Source organism: Massilia sp. R2A-15 (assembly GCF_030704305.1).
Lineage (GTDB): Bacteria > Pseudomonadota > Gammaproteobacteria > Burkholderiales > Burkholderiaceae_D > JAFCUW01.
In genome coordinates this window covers 4,982,214-5,004,475 of record NZ_CP131935.1, presented here as the reverse complement: position 1 = coordinate 5,004,475, position 22,262 = coordinate 4,982,214, and the positions used below count along the sequence as shown (strand labels likewise).

21 protein-coding genes and 1 pseudogene are annotated in these 22,262 nt (G+C 63.7%); 9 read left to right on the top strand and 13 right to left on the bottom strand.

All coding sequences use genetic code 11. From position 1 onward, the window contains the following. Window positions 1–231: 231 nt before the first annotated feature. From Q4S45_RS23065 to Q4S45_RS23055, 3 genes are all read right to left on the bottom strand, one after another. Window positions 232–1,143: a Tim44 domain-containing protein gene (locus Q4S45_RS23065; protein ID WP_305507944.1), complete on the bottom strand. Its 912-nt coding sequence runs from the start codon at window positions 1,141–1,143 to the stop codon at window positions 232–234. Between the two features lie 10 nt (window positions 1,144–1,153). Next, window positions 1,154–1,888 carry a bifunctional demethylmenaquinone methyltransferase/2-methoxy-6-polyprenyl-1,4-benzoquinol methylase UbiE gene (ubiE, locus tag Q4S45_RS23060; protein ID WP_305507942.1) on the bottom strand — a complete coding sequence of 245 codons (735 nt, stop codon included), beginning with the start codon at window positions 1,886–1,888 and terminating at the stop codon, window positions 1,154–1,156. A gap of 82 nt (window positions 1,889–1,970) precedes the next feature. Further along, the gene (locus Q4S45_RS23055; protein WP_305507940.1) at window positions 1,971–2,732 is read right to left on the bottom strand and encodes a hypothetical protein; all 762 of its coding nucleotides are present in this window, start codon (window positions 2,730–2,732) and stop codon (window positions 1,971–1,973) included. Window positions 2,733–3,487: 755 nt separating this feature from the next. On the opposite strand from Q4S45_RS23055, the pseudogene Q4S45_RS23260 reads away from it, so the two are divergent. The 3 genes and pseudogenes from Q4S45_RS23260 to Q4S45_RS23040 all read left to right on the top strand — a co-directional run. Continuing rightward, window positions 3,488–3,595, top strand: a pseudogene (locus Q4S45_RS23260) (PEP-CTERM sorting domain-containing protein); the annotation flags it as partial. 161 nt (window positions 3,596–3,756) lie between these two features. Beyond that, complete coding sequence (locus Q4S45_RS23045; protein ID WP_305507936.1) at window positions 3,757–4,155, top strand: PA2779 family protein; 399 nt, start codon at window positions 3,757–3,759, stop codon at window positions 4,153–4,155. A 37-nt stretch (window positions 4,156–4,192) separates the two neighbouring features. Beyond that, window positions 4,193–5,077: a PA2778 family cysteine peptidase gene (locus Q4S45_RS23040; RefSeq protein WP_305507934.1), complete on the top strand. Its 885-nt coding sequence runs from the start codon at window positions 4,193–4,195 to the stop codon at window positions 5,075–5,077. 119 nt (window positions 5,078–5,196) lie between these two features. Here Q4S45_RS23040 and Q4S45_RS23035 read toward each other — a convergent pair whose 3' ends face one another. The 4 genes from Q4S45_RS23035 to Q4S45_RS23020 form a co-directional block, all read right to left on the bottom strand. Next, window positions 5,197–5,625, bottom strand: coding sequence for a DUF971 domain-containing protein (locus tag Q4S45_RS23035; RefSeq protein ID WP_305507932.1), 429 nt, complete (start codon window positions 5,623–5,625; stop codon window positions 5,197–5,199). A gap of 1 nt (window position 5,626) precedes the next feature. Then, window positions 5,627–6,046: an HIT family protein gene (locus Q4S45_RS23030; protein WP_305507930.1), complete on the bottom strand. Its 420-nt coding sequence runs from the start codon at window positions 6,044–6,046 to the stop codon at window positions 5,627–5,629. Then, window positions 6,043–10,059 carry an FAD/FMN-binding oxidoreductase gene (locus Q4S45_RS23025; protein WP_305512182.1) on the bottom strand — a complete coding sequence of 1,339 codons (4,017 nt, stop codon included), beginning with the start codon at window positions 10,057–10,059 and terminating at the stop codon, window positions 6,043–6,045. Before Q4S45_RS23025 ends, Q4S45_RS23030 begins: the two co-directional genes overlap by 4 nt. Window positions 10,060–10,234: 175 nt before the next feature. Beyond that, complete coding sequence (locus tag Q4S45_RS23020) at window positions 10,235–10,726, bottom strand: YqaA family protein (RefSeq protein ID WP_305507929.1); 492 nt, start codon at window positions 10,724–10,726, stop codon at window positions 10,235–10,237. Between the two features lie 171 nt (window positions 10,727–10,897). Here Q4S45_RS23020 and ilvA point away from each other — a divergent pair, with 171 nt between their 5' ends. The 4 genes from ilvA to hprK all read left to right on the top strand — a co-directional run bounded on the left by ilvA (window position 10,898) and on the right by hprK (window position 14,942). Further along, a complete protein-coding gene (gene ilvA / locus Q4S45_RS23015; RefSeq protein WP_305507927.1) occupies window positions 10,898–12,430 on the top strand; it encodes a threonine ammonia-lyase, biosynthetic in 1,533 nt (510 codons plus the stop codon). Between the two features lie 24 nt (window positions 12,431–12,454). Next, the gene (queF, locus tag Q4S45_RS23010) at window positions 12,455–13,282 is read left to right on the top strand and encodes an NADPH-dependent 7-cyano-7-deazaguanine reductase QueF (protein ID WP_305507926.1); all 828 of its coding nucleotides are present in this window, start codon (window positions 12,455–12,457) and stop codon (window positions 13,280–13,282) included. Between the two features lie 191 nt (window positions 13,283–13,473). Continuing rightward, window positions 13,474–13,956, top strand: coding sequence for a PTS sugar transporter subunit IIA (locus Q4S45_RS23005; RefSeq protein WP_305507924.1), 483 nt, complete (start codon window positions 13,474–13,476; stop codon window positions 13,954–13,956). Between the two features lie 50 nt (window positions 13,957–14,006). Further along, window positions 14,007–14,942, top strand: a complete 936-nt coding sequence (gene hprK, locus Q4S45_RS23000; RefSeq protein ID WP_305507922.1) for an HPr(Ser) kinase/phosphatase — start codon at window positions 14,007–14,009, stop codon at window positions 14,940–14,942. A 156-nt stretch (window positions 14,943–15,098) separates the two neighbouring features. On the opposite strand, the gene Q4S45_RS22995 is transcribed toward hprK, so the two are convergent. Beyond that, the gene (locus tag Q4S45_RS22995) at window positions 15,099–16,235 is read right to left on the bottom strand and encodes an IS481 family transposase (RefSeq protein WP_305507920.1); all 1,137 of its coding nucleotides are present in this window, start codon (window positions 16,233–16,235) and stop codon (window positions 15,099–15,101) included. A 172-nt stretch (window positions 16,236–16,407) separates the two neighbouring features. Here Q4S45_RS22995 and Q4S45_RS22990 point away from each other — a divergent pair, with 172 nt between their 5' ends. Next, window positions 16,408–16,872: an Ivy family c-type lysozyme inhibitor gene (locus tag Q4S45_RS22990; RefSeq protein ID WP_305507919.1), complete on the top strand. Its 465-nt coding sequence runs from the start codon at window positions 16,408–16,410 to the stop codon at window positions 16,870–16,872. A gap of 103 nt (window positions 16,873–16,975) precedes the next feature. Further along, the gene (gene rapZ / locus Q4S45_RS22985) at window positions 16,976–17,839 is read left to right on the top strand and encodes an RNase adapter RapZ (protein WP_305507917.1); all 864 of its coding nucleotides are present in this window, start codon (window positions 16,976–16,978) and stop codon (window positions 17,837–17,839) included. Here the strand turns inward: rapZ and Q4S45_RS22980 are convergent. The 5 genes from Q4S45_RS22980 to lptA all read right to left on the bottom strand — a co-directional run bounded on the left by Q4S45_RS22980 (window position 17,836) and on the right by lptA (window position 22,255). Continuing rightward, window positions 17,836–18,918, bottom strand: coding sequence for an enoyl-CoA hydratase/isomerase family protein (locus Q4S45_RS22980; RefSeq protein ID WP_305507915.1), 1,083 nt, complete (start codon window positions 18,916–18,918; stop codon window positions 17,836–17,838). The two genes, rapZ and Q4S45_RS22980, sit on opposite strands and share 4 nt — an antisense overlap. Before the next feature lie 92 nt (window positions 18,919–19,010). After that, a complete protein-coding gene (hpf, locus tag Q4S45_RS22975) occupies window positions 19,011–19,364 on the bottom strand; it encodes a ribosome hibernation-promoting factor, HPF/YfiA family (RefSeq protein ID WP_305507913.1) in 354 nt (117 codons plus the stop codon). Between the two features lie 69 nt (window positions 19,365–19,433). Next, window positions 19,434–20,930: an RNA polymerase factor sigma-54 gene (locus tag Q4S45_RS22970; RefSeq protein ID WP_305507911.1), complete on the bottom strand. Its 1,497-nt coding sequence runs from the start codon at window positions 20,928–20,930 to the stop codon at window positions 19,434–19,436. A 3-nt stretch (window positions 20,931–20,933) separates the two neighbouring features. Then, window positions 20,934–21,692: an LPS export ABC transporter ATP-binding protein gene (gene lptB / locus Q4S45_RS22965; RefSeq protein WP_374046068.1), complete on the bottom strand. Its 759-nt coding sequence runs from the start codon at window positions 21,690–21,692 to the stop codon at window positions 20,934–20,936. Then, window positions 21,689–22,255 carry a lipopolysaccharide transport periplasmic protein LptA gene (gene lptA / locus Q4S45_RS22960; protein ID WP_305507909.1) on the bottom strand — a complete coding sequence of 189 codons (567 nt, stop codon included), beginning with the start codon at window positions 22,253–22,255 and terminating at the stop codon, window positions 21,689–21,691. The genes lptB and lptA overlap by 4 nt, the downstream gene beginning before the upstream one ends. Window positions 22,256–22,262: the final 7 nt, after the last annotated feature.

The following is a 22,262-nucleotide window of genomic DNA, read 5'->3' as shown; positions in this document are numbered from 1 at the left end:
GGCGCAGACCTCGTCAAGCGTTGAAGCGTCGTGCCTGCGGAGGCAGGAACCCATGCTGACTCTGCGCAAATTCAGTATAGGTTCCTGCCTCCGCAGGAACGACAATCAACAGGCCACAAGTTCGGCGCGTTAAAAAAACAAAACCGCCCGGGCTGAGTCGGGCGGTTTCGATCTTACCAGTTTGCCCGACAGAATCCGGGCAGCACGGGAAGTTTTATCAGAAAAATAAGGTTACGACAGCTGTTGAATGCCTGCCAGCACCCAGCCGGAACTGCCCGACACCGGCTTGGACATGTTCCACACTTCGGCGAACGGCTCGGCGGGCGCGTTCGGCGCCGACTTGATCATGCCGGTGAACTTGACGCTGGCCAGGTACTCGCTGCCGACCGTTTCGATGCCCAGCAGCTCGCCGTCGATCGTCACGACGTCGGTGAAGTCGGGGCTGGCGCCGCGTTCCTGGATCTGCATCTTCAGCTCGGCGAACACTTCCGGCGTGGTGAATTCGCGCAGGTCGTTGACGTCGGCCTTGTCCCAGGCCGCCTGCATCCGGATGAAGGACGACTTGGCGTGGCGCAGGAAGGCGGCGGTGTCGAAATCGGCCGGCACGCCCCACGGCGCGGCAGGCGCGGCCGGTGCGTAGGTCATGTTCGACTGCGGCTGGAACGCGGCCGGCTGGTTCAGGCCGGAGCCGATGTCAGGCGTGTGGCCGGCTGGCACCGGGTTGGCGTACTGCTGGAACGGCGACGCGGCCGGCGCATCCTTGCGTTTGAACATGCGGTAGATGAACATCGCGGCCATCGCCAGCAAGGCGATCATCAGGATCGAGCTGATCGCGCTGGCCATTGCGCCGCCGAGGCCGAAGTGCGACAGCATCGCGCCCAGGCCGAGGCCGAGCAGCGCGCCGCCCAGCATGCCCTTCCAGCGCGAGGGCGGCTTGGGCTGCATCGCGGCCGGCGACATCGGCGCGGGTGCCGGTGCGGCCTGCTGACGCTGGAACGGCGCCGGCGCAGCCTGCTGCTGGCGCGTCACCGACTGCGACTGGCGGCCGATCGAGCGTCCGCCGCCCAGCGGACGCGCGCTCGCCTCGGCGATCATCGAGAACGCGGTCACGGCGATCATCATGCTGGCTAAGAATTTTTTCATGCTGTTCTTCCTAAAGTTTGATACCGGTGTGCAGAGCGGCCACACCTGCCGTCAGGTTGTAATAGTCGACGCTCTCTAACCCGGCGTCCTGCATCATCGTCTTCAGCGTTTCCTGGTCCGGATGCATGCGGATCGACTCGGCCAGGTAGCGGTAGCTCTCGGCGTCGCCGGCGATTTTCTGGCCCAGCCACGGCAGCACCGAGAACGAATACACATCGTACGGTTTCTGCAGCGGCGCGGCGACCTTGGAAAACTCCAGCACCAGCAGCTTGCCGCCCGGTTTGAGCACGCGGCGCATTTCCTTCAGCGCCTGGTCCTTGTGGGTCATGTTGCGCAGGCCGAAGGCGACGCTGACGCGGTCGAAGTAATTGTCCGGGAACGGCAGCTTCTCTGCGTCACAAAGCAATGTTGGGGTGACAAGGCCTTTATTCAATAGGCGGTCGCGTCCCACGCGCAGCATCGACTCGTTGATGTCGGTCAGCCAGACCTCGCCGCTCGGGCCGGCCTGCTTCGCGAACGCCTTGGACAGGTCGCCGGTGCCGCCGGCGATGTCGAGCACCTTGAAGCCGGGGCGGATGCCCGCCTTGGCAATGGTGAACATCTTCCAGGCGCGGTGCAGCCCGGCCGACATCAGGTCGTTCATCACGTCGTATTTCGACGCGACCGAGTGGAAAACCTTGGCAACTTCGTGGACTTTTTCGTCTTCTGAGACGGTTTTGTAGCCGAAATGTGTGGTGTTGGTCATGGTATGCAGCCAGTTTGGTTGACTGCATTATACAAGCGACCATCTTGCCCGGGCCGCACTGTGCGCCCGGGCGGCAACTGACCTAGTGGAAACTCTGCAGCGTCTGCGTTTCCGACACCAGCGCGCCCTGCGGCGGCTCGGCGCCGCTGTAGCTGAACGCGGCGACCGATTTGACGATGCGCGAACCGCTCGCCGCCGTATCGCGCCAGCGGGTGACCGCCTCGGTGGTCGTGCGCCCATTCGCCGACCAGGTGGTGGTGGAGACGAATTTGTAGGCGTTGAAGGTGCCCGCCGGCACGGTCACGGTTTCGATGCCGACGAAGCTGCCCGTCTGGGAGTACGCGATGCCCGCGCCGGCGCCGCAGGTTTCGACATACGAGGCGTTCCACGTCTGCCCGGCAGTCAGCGGGGATGGCGCCCCGGCCGGCTGCGCGCCCGTCACCTGGCACTGCACCGGCACGCCGGCGGCGCCCGTCACATTCCAGCTGGTCGCGCGTCCCATCGCATCGTAGTTGTAGACAGTGGGATAAAACGTGTGGTCGACCGCGCCGGAGACGATCCGGTCGTGCGAGGGGTCGACCTCGCTTGCGGTATAGCCGCCTCCTGCGCCGACCGCGGTGACGCTGGAAGAGAGGTTGCGGTTGATTGTGCTGTTCAGGTTATCGACCAGCGTGTCGGCATAGGCGAGCTGGGCGCCGGCCTGCGGCGCGACGTAGGCGTAGCTTGCCGCCGCGACGGTCACGGTTGCGGGCGCAGCGCCGCCACCGCCGCCTCCGCCGCCACCGCCGCAGGCGGAAAGCGCAGTTGCCAGCAACAGGGGGGCGGCAAGTCCGGATCGGGTCATCGTGCTTTTCCTGGCTGAGTGAAGGTGGCCGGAATGCTAGCGCGGCCGGAGACGGCGCACGAGCGATGTAATGTTTTGTAATGAAACAACCCGCCGGAGGGCTGGGCGGGTTGGCGGGTGCCCGGACTGTCGGAAAACCTTACACAAAATGCCATAAATCAATTTGTGTTTCCTGCAACCACTTGAATTTAAATGATTTTTATTTCTGGCACGAAAGATGCTTAATGTCATGTCAGTCTTACCCAAAATCAGAAAACCAATAACACTTCGCTAGGGAACATATGAACATCAAGTCTTTCATCAGTGCAGTTTTCGCCGTCGTCGCCCTCACCGCTTCGTCCCTGTCGGCCGCAGCGTCCATCAGCGACGCCGCTGCCTGGACCAGTGCCGGTGCGAACACCACGTCGGTCACCAATACGGCCGCGGGCGTGCTGAGCATGCATTACAACAAGGGAATCTATTTCTGCGCCGGCTGCGGCTATAACTACTGGAACTTCGACACCGTCGCCAGCACCACCGGCACCGGCGGATTCGACATGAACTACGATGCTTTCAATGGCTGGTTCATGGCCGGATCGAACCTGCAGATCTTGCTGAACGGTGTCAACGTGCAGACTTTCGGCAACAACACCCACACCCACGTTGACCTGACCGTCAACGCCGGCGACCAGATCCGCTTCCTGGCGTTCGAGACCAACGGCGACTCGCAGCCGGAAATCTGGGGCGATATCGGCCTGAGCAATTTCAGCGGCGCGTTTGCACCGGCCGACGTTCCTGAGCCAGGCTCGATCGCCCTGCTGGGCCTGGGCCTGGCCGGCTTCGCCGCCGCCCGCCGCAAGTCGGCAAAGGGTGGCCAGGCGTAAATCGTCCGGCGTTCCAATCGAAGCCCGCCGCGTGCGGGCTTTTTTGCGTTTGCGATATGGGAAATCGTTGTTATCAGCCCACGGTCGCATTGACGAATGCGACCCGGAAATTAAATCTCCGATAAGCTGGCATTTTCCAAAACATCTTCAAGGAGACCAGCATGAACCGCCGTTTCAGGAACCTGTTCGTTAACGTCATTATTTCATCGCTAGTCTTCCTCGGCATTACGCAGTCGGCCCAGGCCGCGCTGATCAGCACCGAGCAGGTCGTCGCCGCCGGCGCCGCGCAGCAGGCGCGCGTAAAGGTGGCGGCAGCGCTGCAACGGGCCGAAGTGCTGGCCGCGCTGGGCAAGTACGGCATCAGCGCGGAGGAAGCGCAGGCGCGCACCGCTGCGCTGAGCGACGCCGAAGCGGTGTCCGTCGCGCAGCAGATCGACACCCTGCCCGCCGGCGGCAGCGACATTGTCGGCGCGCTGATCTTCATCTTCGTGGTGCTGCTGGTGACCGACATCCTTGGCCTGACCAAGGTATTCCCGTTCACCCGGTCGGTACGCCATTAACCGCATTTCGATCGCGGCCGTCCTGGCCGCCGCCCTGTTGACCGGTTGCGCCGCGCCGCAGACGAGCGCGCTGCGGTCGTCGCATGCGCAGGTGGCGCCGCCGGCCGAACTGACGGCGACGCCATTCTTTGCGCAGGAACGCTACCAGTGCGGTCCCGCCGCGCTGGCGATGGCGCTCGGCGCGGCTGGCTTCGACGTGCAGCCCGACGCGCTGGTTCCGCAGGTCTACCTGCCGCAGCGCGAAGGCAGTTTGCAGGTGGAGATGCTGGCGGCGGCGCGCCGCAACGGCGCATTCGGCGTCACCATCGCGCCGCGCATGGACGCGCTGCTGGCCGAAGTCGCGGCCGGCAATCCGGTCGTGATCCTGCAAAATCTGAGCTTGCCCATTTTCCCGCGCTGGCACTACGCGGTGGTGATCGGCTACGACCTGGCGCGCGGCGACATCATCCTGCGCTCGGGGACGACCCAGCGGCTGGTGATGTCGATGTCGACCTTCGAGCATACCTGGGCGCGCAGCAAATACTGGGGGATGGTGGCGCTGGCGCCGGGACGGCTGCCCGTCACCACCGATGAAGCGATCGTGCTCGATGCGCTGGTGGCGTTCGAGAAGACTGGCAAGGCGCGCAAGACATATGAAGCGGCGGCGCAGCGCTGGCCGGGGAATGCGGCACTGCTGATCGGGTTGGGGAATACCGCGTATCAGGCTGGAGATCGCGCTGGTGCCGCCGATGCGTTCCGGCGCGCGACCGAACGCGATCCGAAGAATGCGGCGGCGCTGAATAACCTGGCGGTGGTGCTGACGGAGCTGGGCCGGCTGCCGGAAGCGCGCAAGGCGGCGGAGCAGGCGATTGCGCTGGGCGGGCCGTGGCGCGAGCAGGCGCAGGCAACGCTGAAGACGATCGAGCTGGCGGAGAAGAAGTAACCAGCTTGTCGTTCCCGCCACTGGCGGAACCGACTTCCTGCGAAGGCAGGAACCCATACTGAGCCAGCTGTTCACGCTCAGCATGGATTCCTGCCTCCGCAGGAATGACGGTCTTGAGGCTAGTGGTTGTGGCCGCAGCTCTTGGCTTTTGTGGGCGCCCCTGCAATCGCGGCGCCCGGCTCGCGGCCGGTGTCGCCGGCAAACCCGGCGTCGTTCAGGCGCTGCATGTAATCGGTCCACAACGCGCCCTGCTCGGCGCCCAGTTTGTACAGGTACTCGAAGGTGTACAACCCCGTGTCATGCCCATCGGAGAACGTCGGCTTGACCGCGTAATTCCCCACCGGCTCGAGCGCGGTCACGCCCACTTCGCGCTTGCCCAGCTGGAGTACTTCCTGTCCCGCGCCATGCCCGCGCACCTCGGCCGACGGCGAGTACACGCGCAGATATTCGAACGGCAGCGAGAACGACGCGCCGTCGTCGAACGAGATATCCAGCACGCGGGACTTCTGGTGAACCGTCAGCGCGGTCGGGATCGGGGTAGTGGCCATCTTATCTTTCATTCATTCGGCGGACGATCTCCGCACGCAGGTTGGGCAGCAGCGCACGCCGCGCCGCCAGGATATCTTCTTCGGTCCGGCGCACCGCCGCGCACCACACGGGGCCCGGGAAGTGCGCGTCGTCAGCGTAGCGCGGAATCACGTGCCAGTGCAAATGCGGCACCACGTTGCCAAGGCTGGCGACGTTGACCTTGTGCGGCGCCATCGCCGCGCGCACGGCCAGTTCGACGCGCCAAACGGCGTCGTTGACGGCCAGCCGGTCGGCGTCGACAAGATCGCTCATCTCTTTCACGTGGTCCTTCCAGATCACGCGCACCAAACCAGGATAGGCGGCGTCGTCCACCAGGATCACCGACATCTTCGCATCGCTCCAGACGACGTCGGCCTTCAGTTCGCACAGCTCACAACTCATACCAGTACCCTTTCGATGCCGCCGTTGTTGGCGCGCGCGACGTAGTCGGGCAGCCAGTTCTCGCCCAGCAGATGCTTGGCGATTTCGACGACGATGTAGTCGGCGGTGGCGCCGGCATCGTGATTGTAGCGGGTCAGGCCCTGCAGGCACGACGGGCAGCTGGTGAGGATCTTGACCTCGCCGTCGAAGCCGTCGGCGCGCAGCTTGGCGGCGCCCTTCTCCATCTCGTCCTGCTTGCGGTAGCGCACCTGCGTGGCAATATCCGGCCGCGAAATGCCGAAGGTGCCGGATTCGCCGCAGCAGCGGTCGTTCTTTTCGATCTTCACGTTGTCGCTTGTGGCAACCAGCGCGTTCACGGTCTTCACCGAATCCTGCAGCTTCATCGGATTGTGGCAAGGCTCGTGGTACATGTAGCGCGTGCCGTTGACGCCTTCGAGCTTCACGCCCTTCTCCAGCAAATACTCGTGGATGTCCATGATGCGGCAGCCAGGGAAGATCTTGTCGAACTCGTAGGTCGCCAGCTGGTCGTAGCAGGTGCCGCACGAAACGAGCACCGTCTTGATGTCGAGGTAGTTGAGCGTGTTGGCCATGCGGTGGAACAGCACGCGGTTATCGGTCATCATCTTGTCGGCCTTGTCGTACTGGCCGGAGCCGCGCTGCGGATATCCGCAGCACAGGTAGCCCGGCGGCAGCACGGTCTGCACGCCCACTTCCCACAGCATCGCTTGCGTGGCCAGGCCGACTTGCGAGAACAATCGCTCCGAGCCGCAGCCGGGGAAGTAAAACACCGCTTCGGTGTCGGCCGTGGTCTGCTTCGGATTGCGAATGATCGGGATGATCTTGTCGTCCTCGATATCGAGCAGCGCGCGCGCCGTTTTCTTCGGCAGGTTGCCCGGCATTTTCTTGTTGATGAAGTGGATCACCTGCTCGCGCACGGGTGGCTTTCCGGTCGACGGCGGCGGCGCCACCACCTGCTTGTGCGCGAACTTGCGCAGCAGCGTGTTGCCGAGCCGCTGGGCCTTGAAGCCGATGCCGGTCATCGCCATGCGCGTGGCATTGATGGTGGTCGGGTCGGTCGCGTTCAGGAAGAACATCGCGGCCGCATTGGCCGGCTTGAAGCTCTTCTTGCCCATCTTGCGCAGCAGGTTACGCATGTTCATCGAGACGTCGCCGAAGTCGATGTTGACCGGGCACGGCGTAACGCACTTGTGGCACACCGTGCAGTGGTCGGCCACGTCCTCGAACTCTTCCCAGTGCTTGATCGAGACGCCGCGGCGGGTCTGTTCTTCGTACAGGAAGGCTTCGACCAGCAGCGAGGTGGCGAGGATCTTGTCGCGCGGCGAATACAGCAGGTTCGCGCGCGGCACGTGGGTGGTGCACACCGGCTTGCACTTCCCGCAGCGCAGACAGTCCTTCACGCTGTTGGCGATGTCGCCGATATCGCTTTGCTGCATGATCAGCGATTCGTGGCCCATCAGCCCGAACGACGGCGTGTACGCGTTGCGCAGGTCGGCGCCCAGGCCTTCGAGGTTGAGCAGCTTGCCCTTGTTGAAGCGCCCTTCCGGATCGATGCGCAGCTTGTAGTCGCGGAACTCGCTGATCTCGTCTTCGTGCAGGAATTCGAGCTTGGTGATGCCGATGCCGTGCTCGCCCGAGATGACGCCATCGAGCGAGCGCGCCAGCGTCATGATGCGGCCGACCGCCTGGTGCGCGTCCTGCAGCATCGCGTAGTCGTCCGAGTTCACCGGCAGGTTGGTGTGCACGTTGCCGTCGCCGGCGTGCATGTGCAGCGCGACGAACACGCGCGAGCGCAGCACCTTGGCGTGGATCGCCGACAGCTCGTCGAGGATCGCCTTGAACGCGGCGCCGTTGAAGATCTGGCGTACCTGCGCGCGGATTTCATTCTTCCACGAGACGCGGATGGTGCGGTCCTGCACCATGTCGAACACGGTGGCGTCGGGCTGTTCGGCCAGGCGCGCTTCGAACATGGCGTCCAGCTTTTGCAGGCCGAGCTGGTACATCTGCTCCTTCGCATCGGCCAGCGGCTGGTCCAGGTTGTCCAGCAGCCAGCGCCAGCGCGCTTCGGCTTCGGCCATCACTTCATCGGCCTGCTGCACGCGGTCGCCCAGCATTTCGTCGGCGCCGATCGCTTCGCCGGTGGCGTCATCGCTCTTGCCGACCGGGAGGTTGCCACCGGCGAGCCAGGCGCGCAGCTTCTCCACAAGCTGCAGCTTGTTCCTGATCGACAGCTCGATGTTGATGCGCTCGATGCCGTCGGTGTACTCGCCCATCCGGTTCAGCGGGATGACGACGTCCTCATTGATCTTGAAGGCGTTGGTGTGCTTGGCGATGGCCGCGGTGCGGGCGCGGTCGAGCCAGAACTTCTTGCGCGCTTCCGGGCTGACGGCGACGAAGCCTTCGCCTACGCGGGTGTTCGCGATGCGCACCACTTCGGAGGCGGCCAGCGCCACGGCGTTTTCGTCATCGCCGACGATGTCGCCGAACAGCGCCATCTTCGGCAGCACCGCGCGCTTCGACTTGGTGGCGTAGCCGACCGCGCGCAGGTAGCGCTCGTCGAGGTGTTCGAGGCCGGCCAGGCGCACGGTGGCGAACTGCGCGCCCTTTGCCGGCAGGCCGTCAAGGTAGTCCTTGATTTCGACGATCGACGGAATCGCGTCGCGCGCCTGGCCGAAGAATTCAAGGCAGACGGTACGCGCGTGCTGCGGCATCTTGTGCAGGATCCAGCGCGCCGAAGTGATCAGGCCGTCGCAGCCTTCCTTCTGGATGCCCGGCAGGCCGGAGAGGAACTTGTCGGTGACGTCCTTGCCCAGGCCCTCCTTGCGGAACTTGCGGCCTTCGATGGTCAGCGTTTCGGTCCTGAACGGCGCGTCCTTCGATTCGCCGCGCACGTTCGGGTGCGTCCATTCGAGCTTGAAAGTGGCCACCGGCGCGTCGTGGATCTTCGACAGGTTGTGGTCCATGCGTGTCACTTCGAGCCAGTCGCCGTTCGGATCGACCATCTTCCACGACGCCAGGTTGTCGAGCGCCGTGCCCCACAGGACGGCCTTCTTGCCGCCGGCGTTCATGGCGATGTTCCCGCCGATACAGGACGCTTCGGCCGACGTCGGATCGACGGCGAACACGAAGCCGGCGCGGTCGGCGGCGTCCGAGACGCGCTTGGTGACGACGCCGGCGCCCGAGTAGATGGTCGCGTAGTCGCGGTCCACGCCGGGCAGGCGCGTCATCTCGACCGGGCCGAGGTCGATGAGCTTTTCGGTATTGATCACGGCCGACATCGGCGTCAATGGAATGGCGCCGCCGGTGTAGCCGGTGCCGCCGCCGCGCGGGATGATGGTCAGGCCAAGCTCGATGCAGCCGGTGACCAGGCCGGCCATTTCGTCTTCGGTGTCGGGGGTGAGCACGACGAAGGGGTATTCGACGCGCCAGTCGGTGGCGTCGGTGACGTGCGAGACGCGCTTGATGCCGTCGAAGCGGATGTTCTGCTTGTCGGTGTAGCGGCCCAGCACCTTGACGGCGCGCTTGCGCAGGTCGTACGTGGCGCGAAATTCGGCGCCGAAGTCGTCCACCGCCTTGCGCGCCGCGGCCAGCAGCAGTTCGACGTTGGCGCTGCGGGTGCGCGCGATGTCCGGGTCGCCGCCCTCGTCGTCAATGGCCAGGCGGCGCTTGTCCACTTCGGCCAGCCGGTGGTGCAGCGCGTCGATCAGCTCCTGGCGCCGCTTCGGGTTGTCCAGCATGTCGTCCTGCAGGTACGGGTTGCGCCGCACCACCCAGATGTCGCCCAGCACCTCGTACAGCATGCGCGCGGAGCGGCCGGTCTGGCGCGAGCCGCGCAGCTCGTCGAGCAGCCGCCAGGACGACTCGCCCAGCAGGCGGATCACGATTTCGCGGTCGGAAAACGAGGTGTAGTTATAGGGGATTTCGCGCAGCCGGGTCGGTGCGGGACCGTTCGGCGTATCGGACAGCAGCGCCTGGAGGGGGACGGGGGCGTTCATGTAGTGGTGGACTTTGTGGCTGACCCAGTGGAAAACCATTCTAGCTTATTGCGCTGCACCACGCTGGCGGCCTTGCCATTCTGGATACTTGAGCAGTCAAGTAATTTGCGCGCCGCGGCCCAAGGGCTCGGGTCAGGTCCGCCGTACCTGACCCAGGGATTGACGCTGGCGCCTGCTATCCCAGCATGTGCGCGATCTGCTTCCAGAAGCCGTCGGGCACGTACAGCAGCAGCGCGGTCATGCTGACGTAGCGGACGAATTTGCCGATCGCCATGTAGATGACGCTGGGCCAAAACGGCATGTGCAGCCAGCCGGCCATGGTGCACAGCGGATCGCCGATGCCGGGCATCCACGACAGCAGCATGGTCTTCGGGCCGTAGCGCCCCAGCCAGGCGAACCAGCGCGACTCGCGCTCCTTGGCGAACGCCACCTTGGCGCGGTAGCCGATGAAGTAGTCGAGCGCCCCGCCCAGCGTGTTGCCGACGGTGCCGACCAGAATCGCCGGCCAGAACATCGCGCCGTTGGCCTTGACGACGGCGAACACCGCCGGCTCCGAGCCGAGCGGCACCAGGGTGGCGGAGACGAAGCTGATGATGAAGATCGAAGTCAGGCCCACGGCCGGGGCGGCGATAAGCTTGAGCAGCCAGATGACGGCGGATTCGATCATTAAGAGGTATGGGAAGCGGCGGCGCGAGTCGTCCATTATAATGAGGAAAACCCATCGCAACGACACGATACGCCCAGCCCGCTACCCGCGGCCGGCTTTCGCACTGCACGCCTCGGTCATCCGCCGATAAGAACAGTCACGCATTCGCCAACAACTTTTTGTCCGCAGACTATGACTATCGACTACCTGAAAAAAATCCTGACCTCGCGCGTCTACGACGTGGCCGATGAAACGCCGCTCGAGCTGGCGCCGACGCTGTCCGAGCGCTTCGACAACCAGATCTATTTCAAGCGCGAGGACATGCAGGGCGTGTTCAGCTTCAAGGTGCGCGGCGCATACAACAAGATGGCCAACCTGTCGCCGGCGCAGTTAAAGCGCGGCGTGATCTGCGCCTCGGCCGGCAACCACGCGCAGGGCGTGGCGCTCGCCGCCAGCCGCCTGGGCGGGCGCGCGCTGATCGTGATGCCGACCACCACCCCGCCGGTGAAGATCGACGCGGTGCGCGCGCGCGGCGGGCCGAACGTGGAGATCGTGCTGCACGGGGACTCGTACACCGACGCCCACAATCACGCGATCACGCTGGAAAAAGAGCAGAAACTGACCTTCGTGCACCCGTTCGACGACCCCGACGTGATCGCCGGCCAGGGCACCATCGGCATGGAGATCCTGCGCCAGCACTCCGGGCCGATCCACGCGATCTTTGTCGCGATCGGCGGCGGCGGGCTGGTCGCAGGCATCGGCGCCTACGTCAAGGAGGTGCGGCCCGACATCAAGGTGATCGGCGTGCAGACGCTGGACTCGGACGCGATGGCGCGCAGCCTCAAATCGGGCGAGCGTGTCACCCTCCCCGACGTTGGCTTGTTCTCCGACGGCACCGCGGTGCGCCTGGTCGGCGAAGAGACCTTCCGCATCGCGCAGAAGGTGGTCGACGAGATCATCATCGTCGACACCGACGCGATCTGCGCGGCGATCAAGGACGTGTTCCAGGACACGCGCAGCATCCTCGAGCCGGCCGGCGCGCTGGCGGTGGCAGGGGCTAAGGCTTATGTCGAGCGTTCGGCGCTGAGCCGCAACCCGGTCAAGGGCGAGACCCTGATTGCGGTGGCGGGCGGCGCCAACATGAACTTCGACCGCCTGCGCTTCGTCGCCGAGCGCGCCGAACTGGGCGAGTCGCGCGAGGCGGTGTTCGCCGTGACGATCCCCGAGCAGCGCGGCAGCTTCAAGCGCTTCTGCCAGCTGGTCGGGCCGCGCAACGTCACCGAATTCAATTACCGCATCAGCGGCGAGCGCGAGGCGCATGTGTTCGTCGGCATCCAGATCGCCAACCGCGGCGAGTCGGGCGTGCTGGCGCGCTCGTTCGAGGCGCACGATTTCCACACGCTCGACCTGACGCACGACGAGCTGGCCAAGCTGCACATCCGCCACCTGGTCGGCGGCAAGAGCGCGCTGGCGCATGACGAGCTGCTGTATCGTTTCGAGTTTCCCGAGCGGCCGGGCGCGCTAATGCGCTTCCTCGACAGCATGGCGCCGAACTGGAATATTTCGCTGTTCCACTATCGCAACCAGGGCGGCGACGTCGGCCGCATTTTGGTGGGCCTGCAGGTGCCGCCCGATGAAATGGGCGAGTTCCGCGAATTTCTCAATACGCTGGGCTATCGTTACTGGGATGAAAGCGCCAATCCCGTGTACAAGCTATTCCTATAACTGAGGGGTCAGCCCCCTAGATCAATGACTACTGCAGACCAATCGCCCCTCGGCAAAACCTCCGCCTACCAGACGCAATACGCACCCGACCTGTTGTTCCCGATTCCGCGCCAGGGCAAGCGCGACGAACTGCAGCTGAACGGCACCCTGCCCTTCTTCGGTGTCGATATCTGGAATGCCTACGAAATTTCGTGGCTGAACATGCGCGGCAAGCCGCAGGTGGCGATCGCAACCATCACGGCGCCGGCCGACACGCCGAATATCATCGAGTCGAAGTCGTTCAAGCTGTATTTAAATTCGTTCAACCAGACTCGCCTGGCCAACGAGGAAGCGCTGCTGGCCTTGCTGCGCGAGGATCTGTCGGCCGGCTTCGGCGCACCGGTCCAGGTCACGCTGACCTTGCCGGAACAATTCGAGACGCTGAAGATGGGCGAACTCGACGGCCTGCTGCTGGACCGCCTCGACATCGAAGTGGACCAGTATTCGCCGATGCCGTCGCTGCTGTCGGCCAGTCACGACGAGGCGCCGGTCGAAGAGAAGCTGGTGTCGCACCTGCTCAAGTCGAACTGCCTGGTCACCGGCCAGCCGGACTGGGCCAGCGTACAGATTCATTACATCGGCCCGCAGATCGACCAGGAAGGCCTGCTGCGCTACTTGATCGGCTTCCGCGAGCACAACGAGTTTCACGAACAATGTGTCGAGCGCATCTTCGTCGACATCATGCGCGCCTGCAAACCGCAGAAACTGGCGGTGTACGCCCGCTATACCCGCCGGGGCGGTCTTGATATTAACCCCTGGCGCACCAACTTTACCAGTGGGCGCCCGCCCAACCTGCGTAACGCGCGTCAATGAGCGATTGATACAACTCAACGATACCAACCGCCCGTGTTGACGTTATTACCACAACAGGAATAGCGTGATCAAGGGGCGCACCCCGTGTTGTTGAACAGTTGCGGGGCCAGAATTCGCAAGCCACGGCCGGGAAACAGGCCTATAATTCTGGCTCTCAAGCACCTTTGTGCGTCGCACCATCATTGTGTCATATGACGAACCTTAGCAAAATTTTATCTCTCGAGAACGTGTTGCTCGATCTCGAAGTGTCCAGCAAGAAGCGCGCTTTCGAGCAGGCAGGCCTGATTTTCGAGAACAACTGCGGCATCGCCCGCTCGACCGTGTCGGACAACCTGTTCGCCCGGGAGCGTCTGGGCTCCACCGGCCTGGGCCATGGCGTCGCCGTGCCGCACGGGCGCATCAAGGGCAGCAAGAGCCTCAAGTCCCCGCTGGCCGCGTTCGTGCGCCTGGCCGAGCCGATCCCGTTCGAGTCGCCCGACGGCCTGCCCGTCAACCTGCTGTTTTTCCTGCTGATCCCGGACCACGTGACCCAGCAGCACCTGGAGATCCTGTCCGAGATCGCCGAGATGTTTTCCGACGACGCCATCCGCACCGCGCTGGCGACCGATCCCGACCCGAAATCGGTGCATTCGCGCATCGTCAATTGGCAACCTAGCCTGCAAGCCTTGGGTTAAACTTCCGGTGCCGGGCGCGTGCCGCCCTTCACTTTTCAGAAGACCCGTTCATGCTGCAAACCCCGCTGACGATCCAACGGCTGTACGACGACAACCGCGAAAGCCTGCAGCTTGGCTGGTTCGCCGGCTTCCCCGGCGGCGAGCGGCTCATTTCGGGCGATGTGGCGTCGGCGGCCGACCAGGTCGGCCACCTGAACCTGATCCACCCCGGCCGCATCCAGGTGTTCGGACACCAGGAACTCACCTACTACCACCGCCTCAAATCGAGTTCGCGCAGCCACGTCATCGGCGAGCTGATTGCGGGCGGCCCGCCGGCGCTGATCATCGCGCAGGGGCTCGACACTCCGCCCGATATCCTCGCCATCTGCGACGAACAAAACATCCCGCTGTTCTCCACGCCGCTGCCGGCCGCGCAAGTGATCGACTACCTGCGCGTCTACCTGTCGAAGAAACTGGCGCAGCGGATCATCATGCATGGCGTGTTCATGGACGTGCTGGGCGTGGGCGTGCTGATTACCGGCGACTCGGGCCTGGGCAAAAGCGAGCTGGGTTTGGAGCTGATCTCGCGCAGCCACGGCCTGGTGGCCGACGACGCGGTGGAGTTCTCGCGCATCGCGCCAAACATGATCGAGGGACGCTGCCCGGCGCTGCTGCAAAACCTGCTTGAAGTGCGCGGACTGGGCCTGCTCGACATCAAGGCGATCTTCGGCGAGACCGCGGTGCGGCGCAAGATGCGCCTGAAGCTGATCGTGCACCTGGTGCGGCGCAGCGCGCTGGAAGAAGAAGTCGAGCGCCTGCCGTTCATGTTCCCGACAGAGGAAGTGCTGGGACTGCCGGTGCGCAAGGTCGTCATTCCCGTGGCGGCCGGCCGCAACATCGCGGTGCTGCTGGAGGCCGCGGTGCGCAACACGATCCTGCAGCTGCGCGGTATCGACACGCTGCAGGAATTCATGGAGCGCCAGCGCCAGGCGATGTCGGGCGACTAAGAATGGGGATTCGGCGTCCGCGTCGCCCTGCGGGACCAGCCCCCGGCCGTCCTCCCGGCGCATAACGAAGTCTGGGGTCTGGTCCTGCGGACTGTATGGCCGGGGGACATGGGTAACACTTTGTCGGGGGACATGGGTTACACACGAAGTCCGATTTTAGGCGGTTTTTCGAAGGTCGAGCGTGCGAATTTTCTGGCTGCAGTAGAAGACGTCCATGACTCCATCAATAGCGGACTGACGCACCGCCACGGGCTGTCCTTTCAATCCCTCGCCGATAAAGTGTTCGTCGCTGTTGTATTTGATCCGGCCGGTGCGCCGCACCATGCGCACCTCGTCTTCGGGTTCGTACTCAATCGTGGGCAATGACTCCGGATAGGCGCGGCCGCTGACCGAATACCGGGAAACGGGGGGACATTGCCCTAAGGCTTGGTGGGGCCGAATAAGGTTGTACTCGTCGCGCCAGCGATCAAAACTGGCTTGGCAAAGCTCAATCGAGTTGAACCCGTAGCGCTCCAACAATTCGCGCTTTAAGGTGCGGTGAAACCGCTCGTCCTTGCCTTGCGTTTGCGGATGGTATGGCGTGCTGTGGCCGACGCGAACACCGAGTCGTATCATCCACGCCTCCAGGGCCGACACAGTCCCGCGTCCGGCAGTTCCCCACGGCGGACCGTTATCGCAGGTGATCCGCTGAGGTAAGCCATACTTCCTGAATGCCTGGATCAAGGCAGTCTGTACCTGCTCGCCAGACTCTGCGGAACAGGCGATCAGGCAGATATTAAAGCGCGAATGGTCGTCGAGAACGGTCAACGGGTGACAGCGTCTGGCAGCAGCGTCAGTGAGCGGGAAATGACCTTTGAAGTCCATTTGCCAAAGCAGGTTCGGCGCTTCGTGTTCAAACCTGCTCAACGCAAGCTTGCCAGGGTTGGTCAAAGGGACCAACTCGCAGCCATTGCGCCGAAGGATGGAATCAATCGTGGAGTGGTGAAGGTCGGGAAACCCGTCTGGCAGAAGCGCCTTCAGTTTACGCGCCCCCCAGCAAGGATACGCACGATGCAGGTCGACGATCGTCGCTTCAACATCTCTGCTGCTTCGCCCTGGCGAGTTGGAAGGACGGCGTGAACGGTTTGCCAAACCATCGACGCCGCCTAATTCATGGCGCTGCAGCCATTTGTAGCCAGTCTTCCTGCTTATGCCGAACGCCGTACAAAGCGCTGAGATATTGGCGTCGTGAGCTTGGGCCAACCGCACAAATTCAAGCCGTGAGGACATCTGAGAACACTCCATCCAAGGCATCGTACGCTCCACATTTATTGGAAAGTACGATGATGATAAAAGTGTTACCTATGTCCCCCGACAAAGTGTTACCCATGTCTCCCTACAAAACACGGACCTGACCCCGTTTTTGTCGCGGACGTAGTTTTGACGACAAGTCTGTCTTCATACGATCCACCAGTGAGAAATGGCCATGAGACGATTCCTCGCCCTGTCAGTCCTGATGTTCGCTTCGGCCGGCGCCTGCTTCGCCAATGATCCAGCCGGCTGGAACGCAGAATCCTTATCCTCATGGGTCGGGAAATACCCGACCACTACGGTGAACAAAAAGCGCGTGAGCATCCTGGCGGCTGCACCCATCAACAAGATCTTCAACAGCGTCGTGCCCGCCAACGAACGCAAGCTGCTGGATGGCTACCATGTGGAGACTCCCGTCACCCAGATGGGAAATTTCTTGGTAATTAACAAGTGCAAGCCCCACGACTGTCCATCGGAACACGCTATGGTGGTAGTGGACATGGAGAAGCTGCGATTGTGGGCGGGCTTTTTCACCCGCGCGGAAAATCGGACCTCATTGCGTTGGTACGGAAACGGCGACGACTACTCAGTTCTTCCATCGGAAATCCAGCAAGAATTTCGGTCTCGGCACGGCGACTGAAACAGGGATCACGCAGGCGCCGATGACTGAAAGACGGCGACTAGGCGTCCCCGTCGTTCCCGCGGACCTGACCCCAAAGCGCAGCTTGCGGTATCATCGATACATGCGCATCGTACTTATCACTGGCATCTCCGGCTCCGGCAAGTCCGTGGCCCTCAACGTCCTCGAAGACGGCGGCTACTACTGCGTCGACAATCTGCCGCCCGCCCTGCTGCCCCAGCTGGTCGACACCTTGCATAACGAAGGCACCGAAAGCCTGGCCGTCGCGGTCGATGCGCGCAGCGCCGAGTCGCTGGTGGACCTGCCCGCCAACGTGCGCATGCTCAAGGACCAGGGCCACGACGTGAAGGTGATGTTCCTGACCGCGAACACGCATTCGCTGGTGGCGCGCTTTTCCGAAACGCGCCGCAGCCATCCGCTGTCGCACGAGCTGCGCCCGCACGCCAATCCGGCCGCGCGCCGTACGTTGATCGAATGCATCCTGGAAGAGCGCGAGCGCCTGTCGGCGATCGAGCAGCTGGGCCACGTGATCGACACATCGGAGCTCTCGGCCAACAAGCTGCGCGCCTGGATCAAGGAACTGGTGGAGATCGAACGCGCGCCGCTGACGCTGTTCTTCGAATCGTTCGCCTTCAAGCTCGGCGTGCCGCTCGACGCGGACTTCGTGTTCGACGTGCGCGCGCTGCCCAATCCCTACTACGACATCACGCTCCGCCCGCTCACCGGCATGGACGCGCCGGTGATCGCCTTCCTCGACGCCCAGCCCAGCGCGGCCGACCTGCTGGAGGACATTCGCGCCTTCATCGAGAAGTGGCTGCCCTCATTCAAGACCGATAACCGCAGCTACCTGACCGTGGCCCTCGGCTGCACCGGCGGCCAGCACCGCTCGGTGTACATGGCCGAACGGCTCGCCGCCTACTTCAGCCCCACCGAGCGCGTCGTGCTGCGCCACCGCGAACAGTCTTAATTCCCCAGGTCGCGCAGCGGGTGCGCCCGCTCCGGCCACGGCGAGTTGAAGAACTGCGCGACCATCTCGTCGGTCACCTCCGCCAGCGTCGGCGGATTCCATTTCGGCTCGTTGTCCTTGTCGATCACCAGCGCGCGAATCCCTTCGAGTACTTCGCCGTGCTCGAAATTGCGCCGCACCAGGATGCGCTCGAGGCGCAGGCAATCGGCCAGGCTCATGGCGGCGCCGCGGCGCAGCAGCTCGATCGTCACGCGCATCAGCAGCGGCGAGCGCTTCTTCATTGCGGCCAGCGCCTTCTGCGCGAACACGCCTTCGTCCTTCTCCAGCGACGCCATGATCGCTTCGACGGTCGACTCGCCGAAATGGTGGTCGATCGACGCGCGCTCCGCTTCGAGCACGCTCGGGCCGGCCGAGAACGGCGCGGCAAATTGCGTGATCGCCGCGCGCAGTTCGCTGCCCGGCGTATCTTCGATCAGTTGGGCCAGCGCGGGCATCTGGGCCTGCGGCACGAAGGTGTCGGCCAGGCCCGCGTACAGCGCATCGGCGGCGCGCACCGTCAGGCCCGTCAGGCCGAGGTAAAGGCCAAGCTTGCCCGGCGCGCGCGCCAGAAAGTAGCTGCCGCCGACATCCGGGAACAGGCCGATGTTCACCTCGGGCATAGCCAGCTTGGTGCCATCGGTAACCACGCGCAGGCCGGTGTCCGGGCCCGCTTCGGAGATGCCAAGGCCGCCGCCCATCACCACGCCGTCCATCAACGCCACGTACAGCTTTGGGTAGAAGTGGATCAGGTGGTTGAGCGTGTACTCTTCGGTGAAGAAGTCTTCCAGCGAGGCGCTGCCGCCGGTGGTCGGCAGGGTGCCGACGTCGTGGAAGTAGCGGATGTCGCCGCCGGCGCACAGCGCCTTGTCGGTGCTGCTGCGCAGGACCACGGCGTCCACCGCGGGATCGTCGCGCCATGCCAGCAGCACGTCGGACAGCGCGCGGATCATCTCCAGCGACAGCGAGTTGAGCGTGCGCGGACGGTCCAGGGTGATGATGCCGGTGCGGTTGGCGATGCGGGTTTTGACGAAGTCGGTCATGGTGGCTGTCGAAGACGGAAAAAGCGTATTTTATCCGACCGCGCAAATGAAAAGGGCGCCGACGGCGCCCTCGCTTTCAGGTGATGCCTGCCTTATGCGGCGGCGGGGAGCTCAGGCTCCTGCAAGTGCTTGATGGCCTGGTGGTTGTGCTCCTGCACTTGGGATTTGTATTTCATGACCTGGCGATCGAGCTTGTCGATCAGGGCGTCGATGGCCGCGTACAGGTCGGACGACAGGCTGGCGACGTTCACGGTTTTACCCGGCAGCCTTAGGTTGATTTCGGCTTTTTGCCGTTTTTCTTTTTCAGTCAGATTATCGACGGTGAGGATCACGGCGATATCGATCACTTGATCGAAATGGCGCTTCACTCGCTCCAGTTTGTTCTGTACGTATTCACGGATGGCTGGGGTCACTTCGAGATGATGTCCACTGATTGTGAGATTCATACACACTCCTTTGATGATGTCGCTAGCTGTTCGTGCGTCATAAGCGCAGAGGGACAGTGTGAGGTCGATCTACAAACTTTTGCGGAGGGCGACGGGCGGGATCTTGAGCGCTTCACGGTATTTGGCCACCGTGCGTCGTGCAATGACCATCCCCTGTTCCCCCAGCATGTCTGCGATCTTACTGTCTGATAAAGGGTTTTTAGGGTCTTCGGCTCCTGTGAGTTGCACGATGAGTGCCCGTATCGCCGTGGAGGATGCTTCCCCTCCTGCTTCGGTGGCGACGTGGCTCCCAAAAAAGTATTTCAACTCAAACATACCATGCGGTGTAAGCATGTATTTCTGGGTTGTCACACGAGATATCGTACTCTCGTGTAGTCCCAGTGTATCAGCAATTTCGCGCAGCACAAGTGGACGCATGGCAACCGCGCCGTGCGAGAAAAAGTTCCGTTGCCGCTCAACAATCGCCTCGGCCACGCGCAAGATCGTGTCGAAGCGCTGGCGCATATTCTTGATCAGCCACTTCGCCTCCTGCAGCTGGGCGCCCAGCTGGCCCTCGCCCTTGCCGTTCTTGAGCAGGTTGGCGTACATGCTGTTGACGCGAAGGCGCGGCATCACATCCTGGTTCAGCGACACGGTCCAGCCGTTCTTCGAGCGCCGCACGATCACGTCCGGCACCACGTAGTCGGAGGCGCCGGAGCCGAACGCGGCGCCCGGATGCGGATTGCACTGGCGAATCACGGCCTGCGCCTCGCGCAGGTCCTCGTCGTCGCAGTCGAGGGCTTTTTTCAGCTTGTTGAAGTCGCGCTGGGCGAACCACGCGAGGTGCTTGCAGACGATGTCGAGCGCCATGCGCCGCGTCACCAGCGGCACGTGGGGCATGCGGCGGATCTGCAGCGCCAGGCATTCGGACGCGTTGCGGGCGCCCACGCCGACCGGGTCGAAGCTTTGCAGCAGCGACAGCGCGGTCTTGAGTTCGTCGATGTCGATCTCGAGCTCGGGCGGCAGGCGCTCGAGGATCTCTTCGAGCGTTTCGGTCAGGTAGCCGTTGTCGTCGAGCGCGTCGATCATCAGTTCGACCAGCGCGCGGTCGCGCGTGTCGAGCATCGCCAGGCGCATCTGCTCCATCAAATGGTCGCGCAAGGTGGTGGCCGACGCTTCGATCTGCGGGCGCGAATCCTCGTCGTCGGGCGTCTTGTTGCGGCCCGCCTCGCCCCAGTCCTCGCTGTCGCCGCCGGCCGCCTCCGGGGATTCTCCCTCGCCGCCGCCCTCGCCTTCACCGGCGGCGGGCGCGTCGCCGCTGCCCTCGCCTGGCGGCGCGTCCTGCGCGCCCGGGGCCGGCGCGGCCTCGCCCGGCGTGGCGGGAGCGCCGATTGCGCCATCGGCCAGCAGGCGCACCGAGTTGTCGAGCGGGTCGTCGAGCCGTTCGAGCAGCGGATTATCGGACAGCAGCTGGGTCAGTTCCTGGTGCAGCTCGAGCGTGGACAACTGCAGCAGACGGATCGACTGCTGCAGCTGCGGCGTGAGCGCGAGGTGTTGGGAAGTCCGTAGTTGCAGTGACTGTTTCATGGCTTACATCCGGAAATGTTCGCCCAGGTACACGCGCCGCACCGATTCGTCCGCGATGATATCGTCAGGACGGCCCGAAGCGAGCACCGCACCCTGGTTGATAATATACGCGCGATCGCAGATGCCGAGCGTCTCGCGCACGTTATGGTCGGTAATGAGCACGCCGATGCCGCGCTCCTTTAGGAAGCGCACGATGCGCTGGATCTCGATCACGGCGATCGGATCGACGCCGGCGAACGGCTCGTCGAGCAGCACGAAGCGCGGATTGGTGGCCAGCGCGCGCGCGATCTCGACGCGGCGCCGCTCGCCGCCCGACAGCGACATCGCCTGGTTCTCGCGCAGCTTCTCGATCTGCAGGTCGGCCAGCAGCGTATCGAGACGCTCGTTGATCTGGTCCTTGGTCAGCGCCTTGCCGTCCACCTTCTGCAGCTCCAGCACGGCGCGGATGTTGTCCTCCACCGTCAGCTTGCGGAATACCGAGGCTTCCTGCGGCAGGTAGGACAGGCCCAGCACCGCGCGGCGGTGGATCGGCAGGCTGGAGATGTCGACGCCGGAGATGTCGATCGAGCCGGCGTCCGACGGCACCAGGCCGACGATCATGTAGAACGAGGTGGTCTTGCCGGCGCCGTTCGGGCCGAGCAGGCCGACCACTTCGCCGCATTCGACCTGCAGCGAAACGTCGCGCACCACCAGCCGCTTGCCGTAGCTCTTTTGCAGGCCGCGCACGATCAGGGTGTTACCGCAGGATTTTGTCTCCATCATTGCTTTCCTGGGGCAGGCGTGGCGGGCGCCGGACGCTTGGGATGGTCGAAGGTGAACTCCACGCGGCCGCCGCCAACCTTGCTCTGGCCGGAAGGGGTGTTGATCGCCGCGAACTGCTCCTTGCGACTGTCGTAGGAAAGGAAAGGCCCTTCGGCGCGGTCGGTCACGCGGCTGCCCTCCAGGTTGGTCACCCTTGCGCGGCCGGACAGCTTGATGATGTCGGTCTTGTTGTCGTAGTCGATGCGTTCGGCCTCGCCCTCGACCCACAGGTCGGCGCCGCCGTCACGCTTCTGGCGGAACGTCGCGAGCGCGCCCGGCGCCGCCGTCAGCGTGGCGAAATTGTAGCCTTCCGGGTCTTCGGTGAGTTTCAGCTTGTCGCCCTTCATGACCACCGTGCCGCGGGTGAGCACCACGTTGCCTTCGAACGTGCCGCCCTGCTTGACCATGTCGGCCGTGCCGGTATCGGCCTTCACGTTGATCGGCTTGAGCGAATCGGCGCGCTCGGCCAGGGCGGCGCCGCCGGCCAGCATGCCTACCGCGATTGCCAACAAAATCTTCTTCATCTTTGCT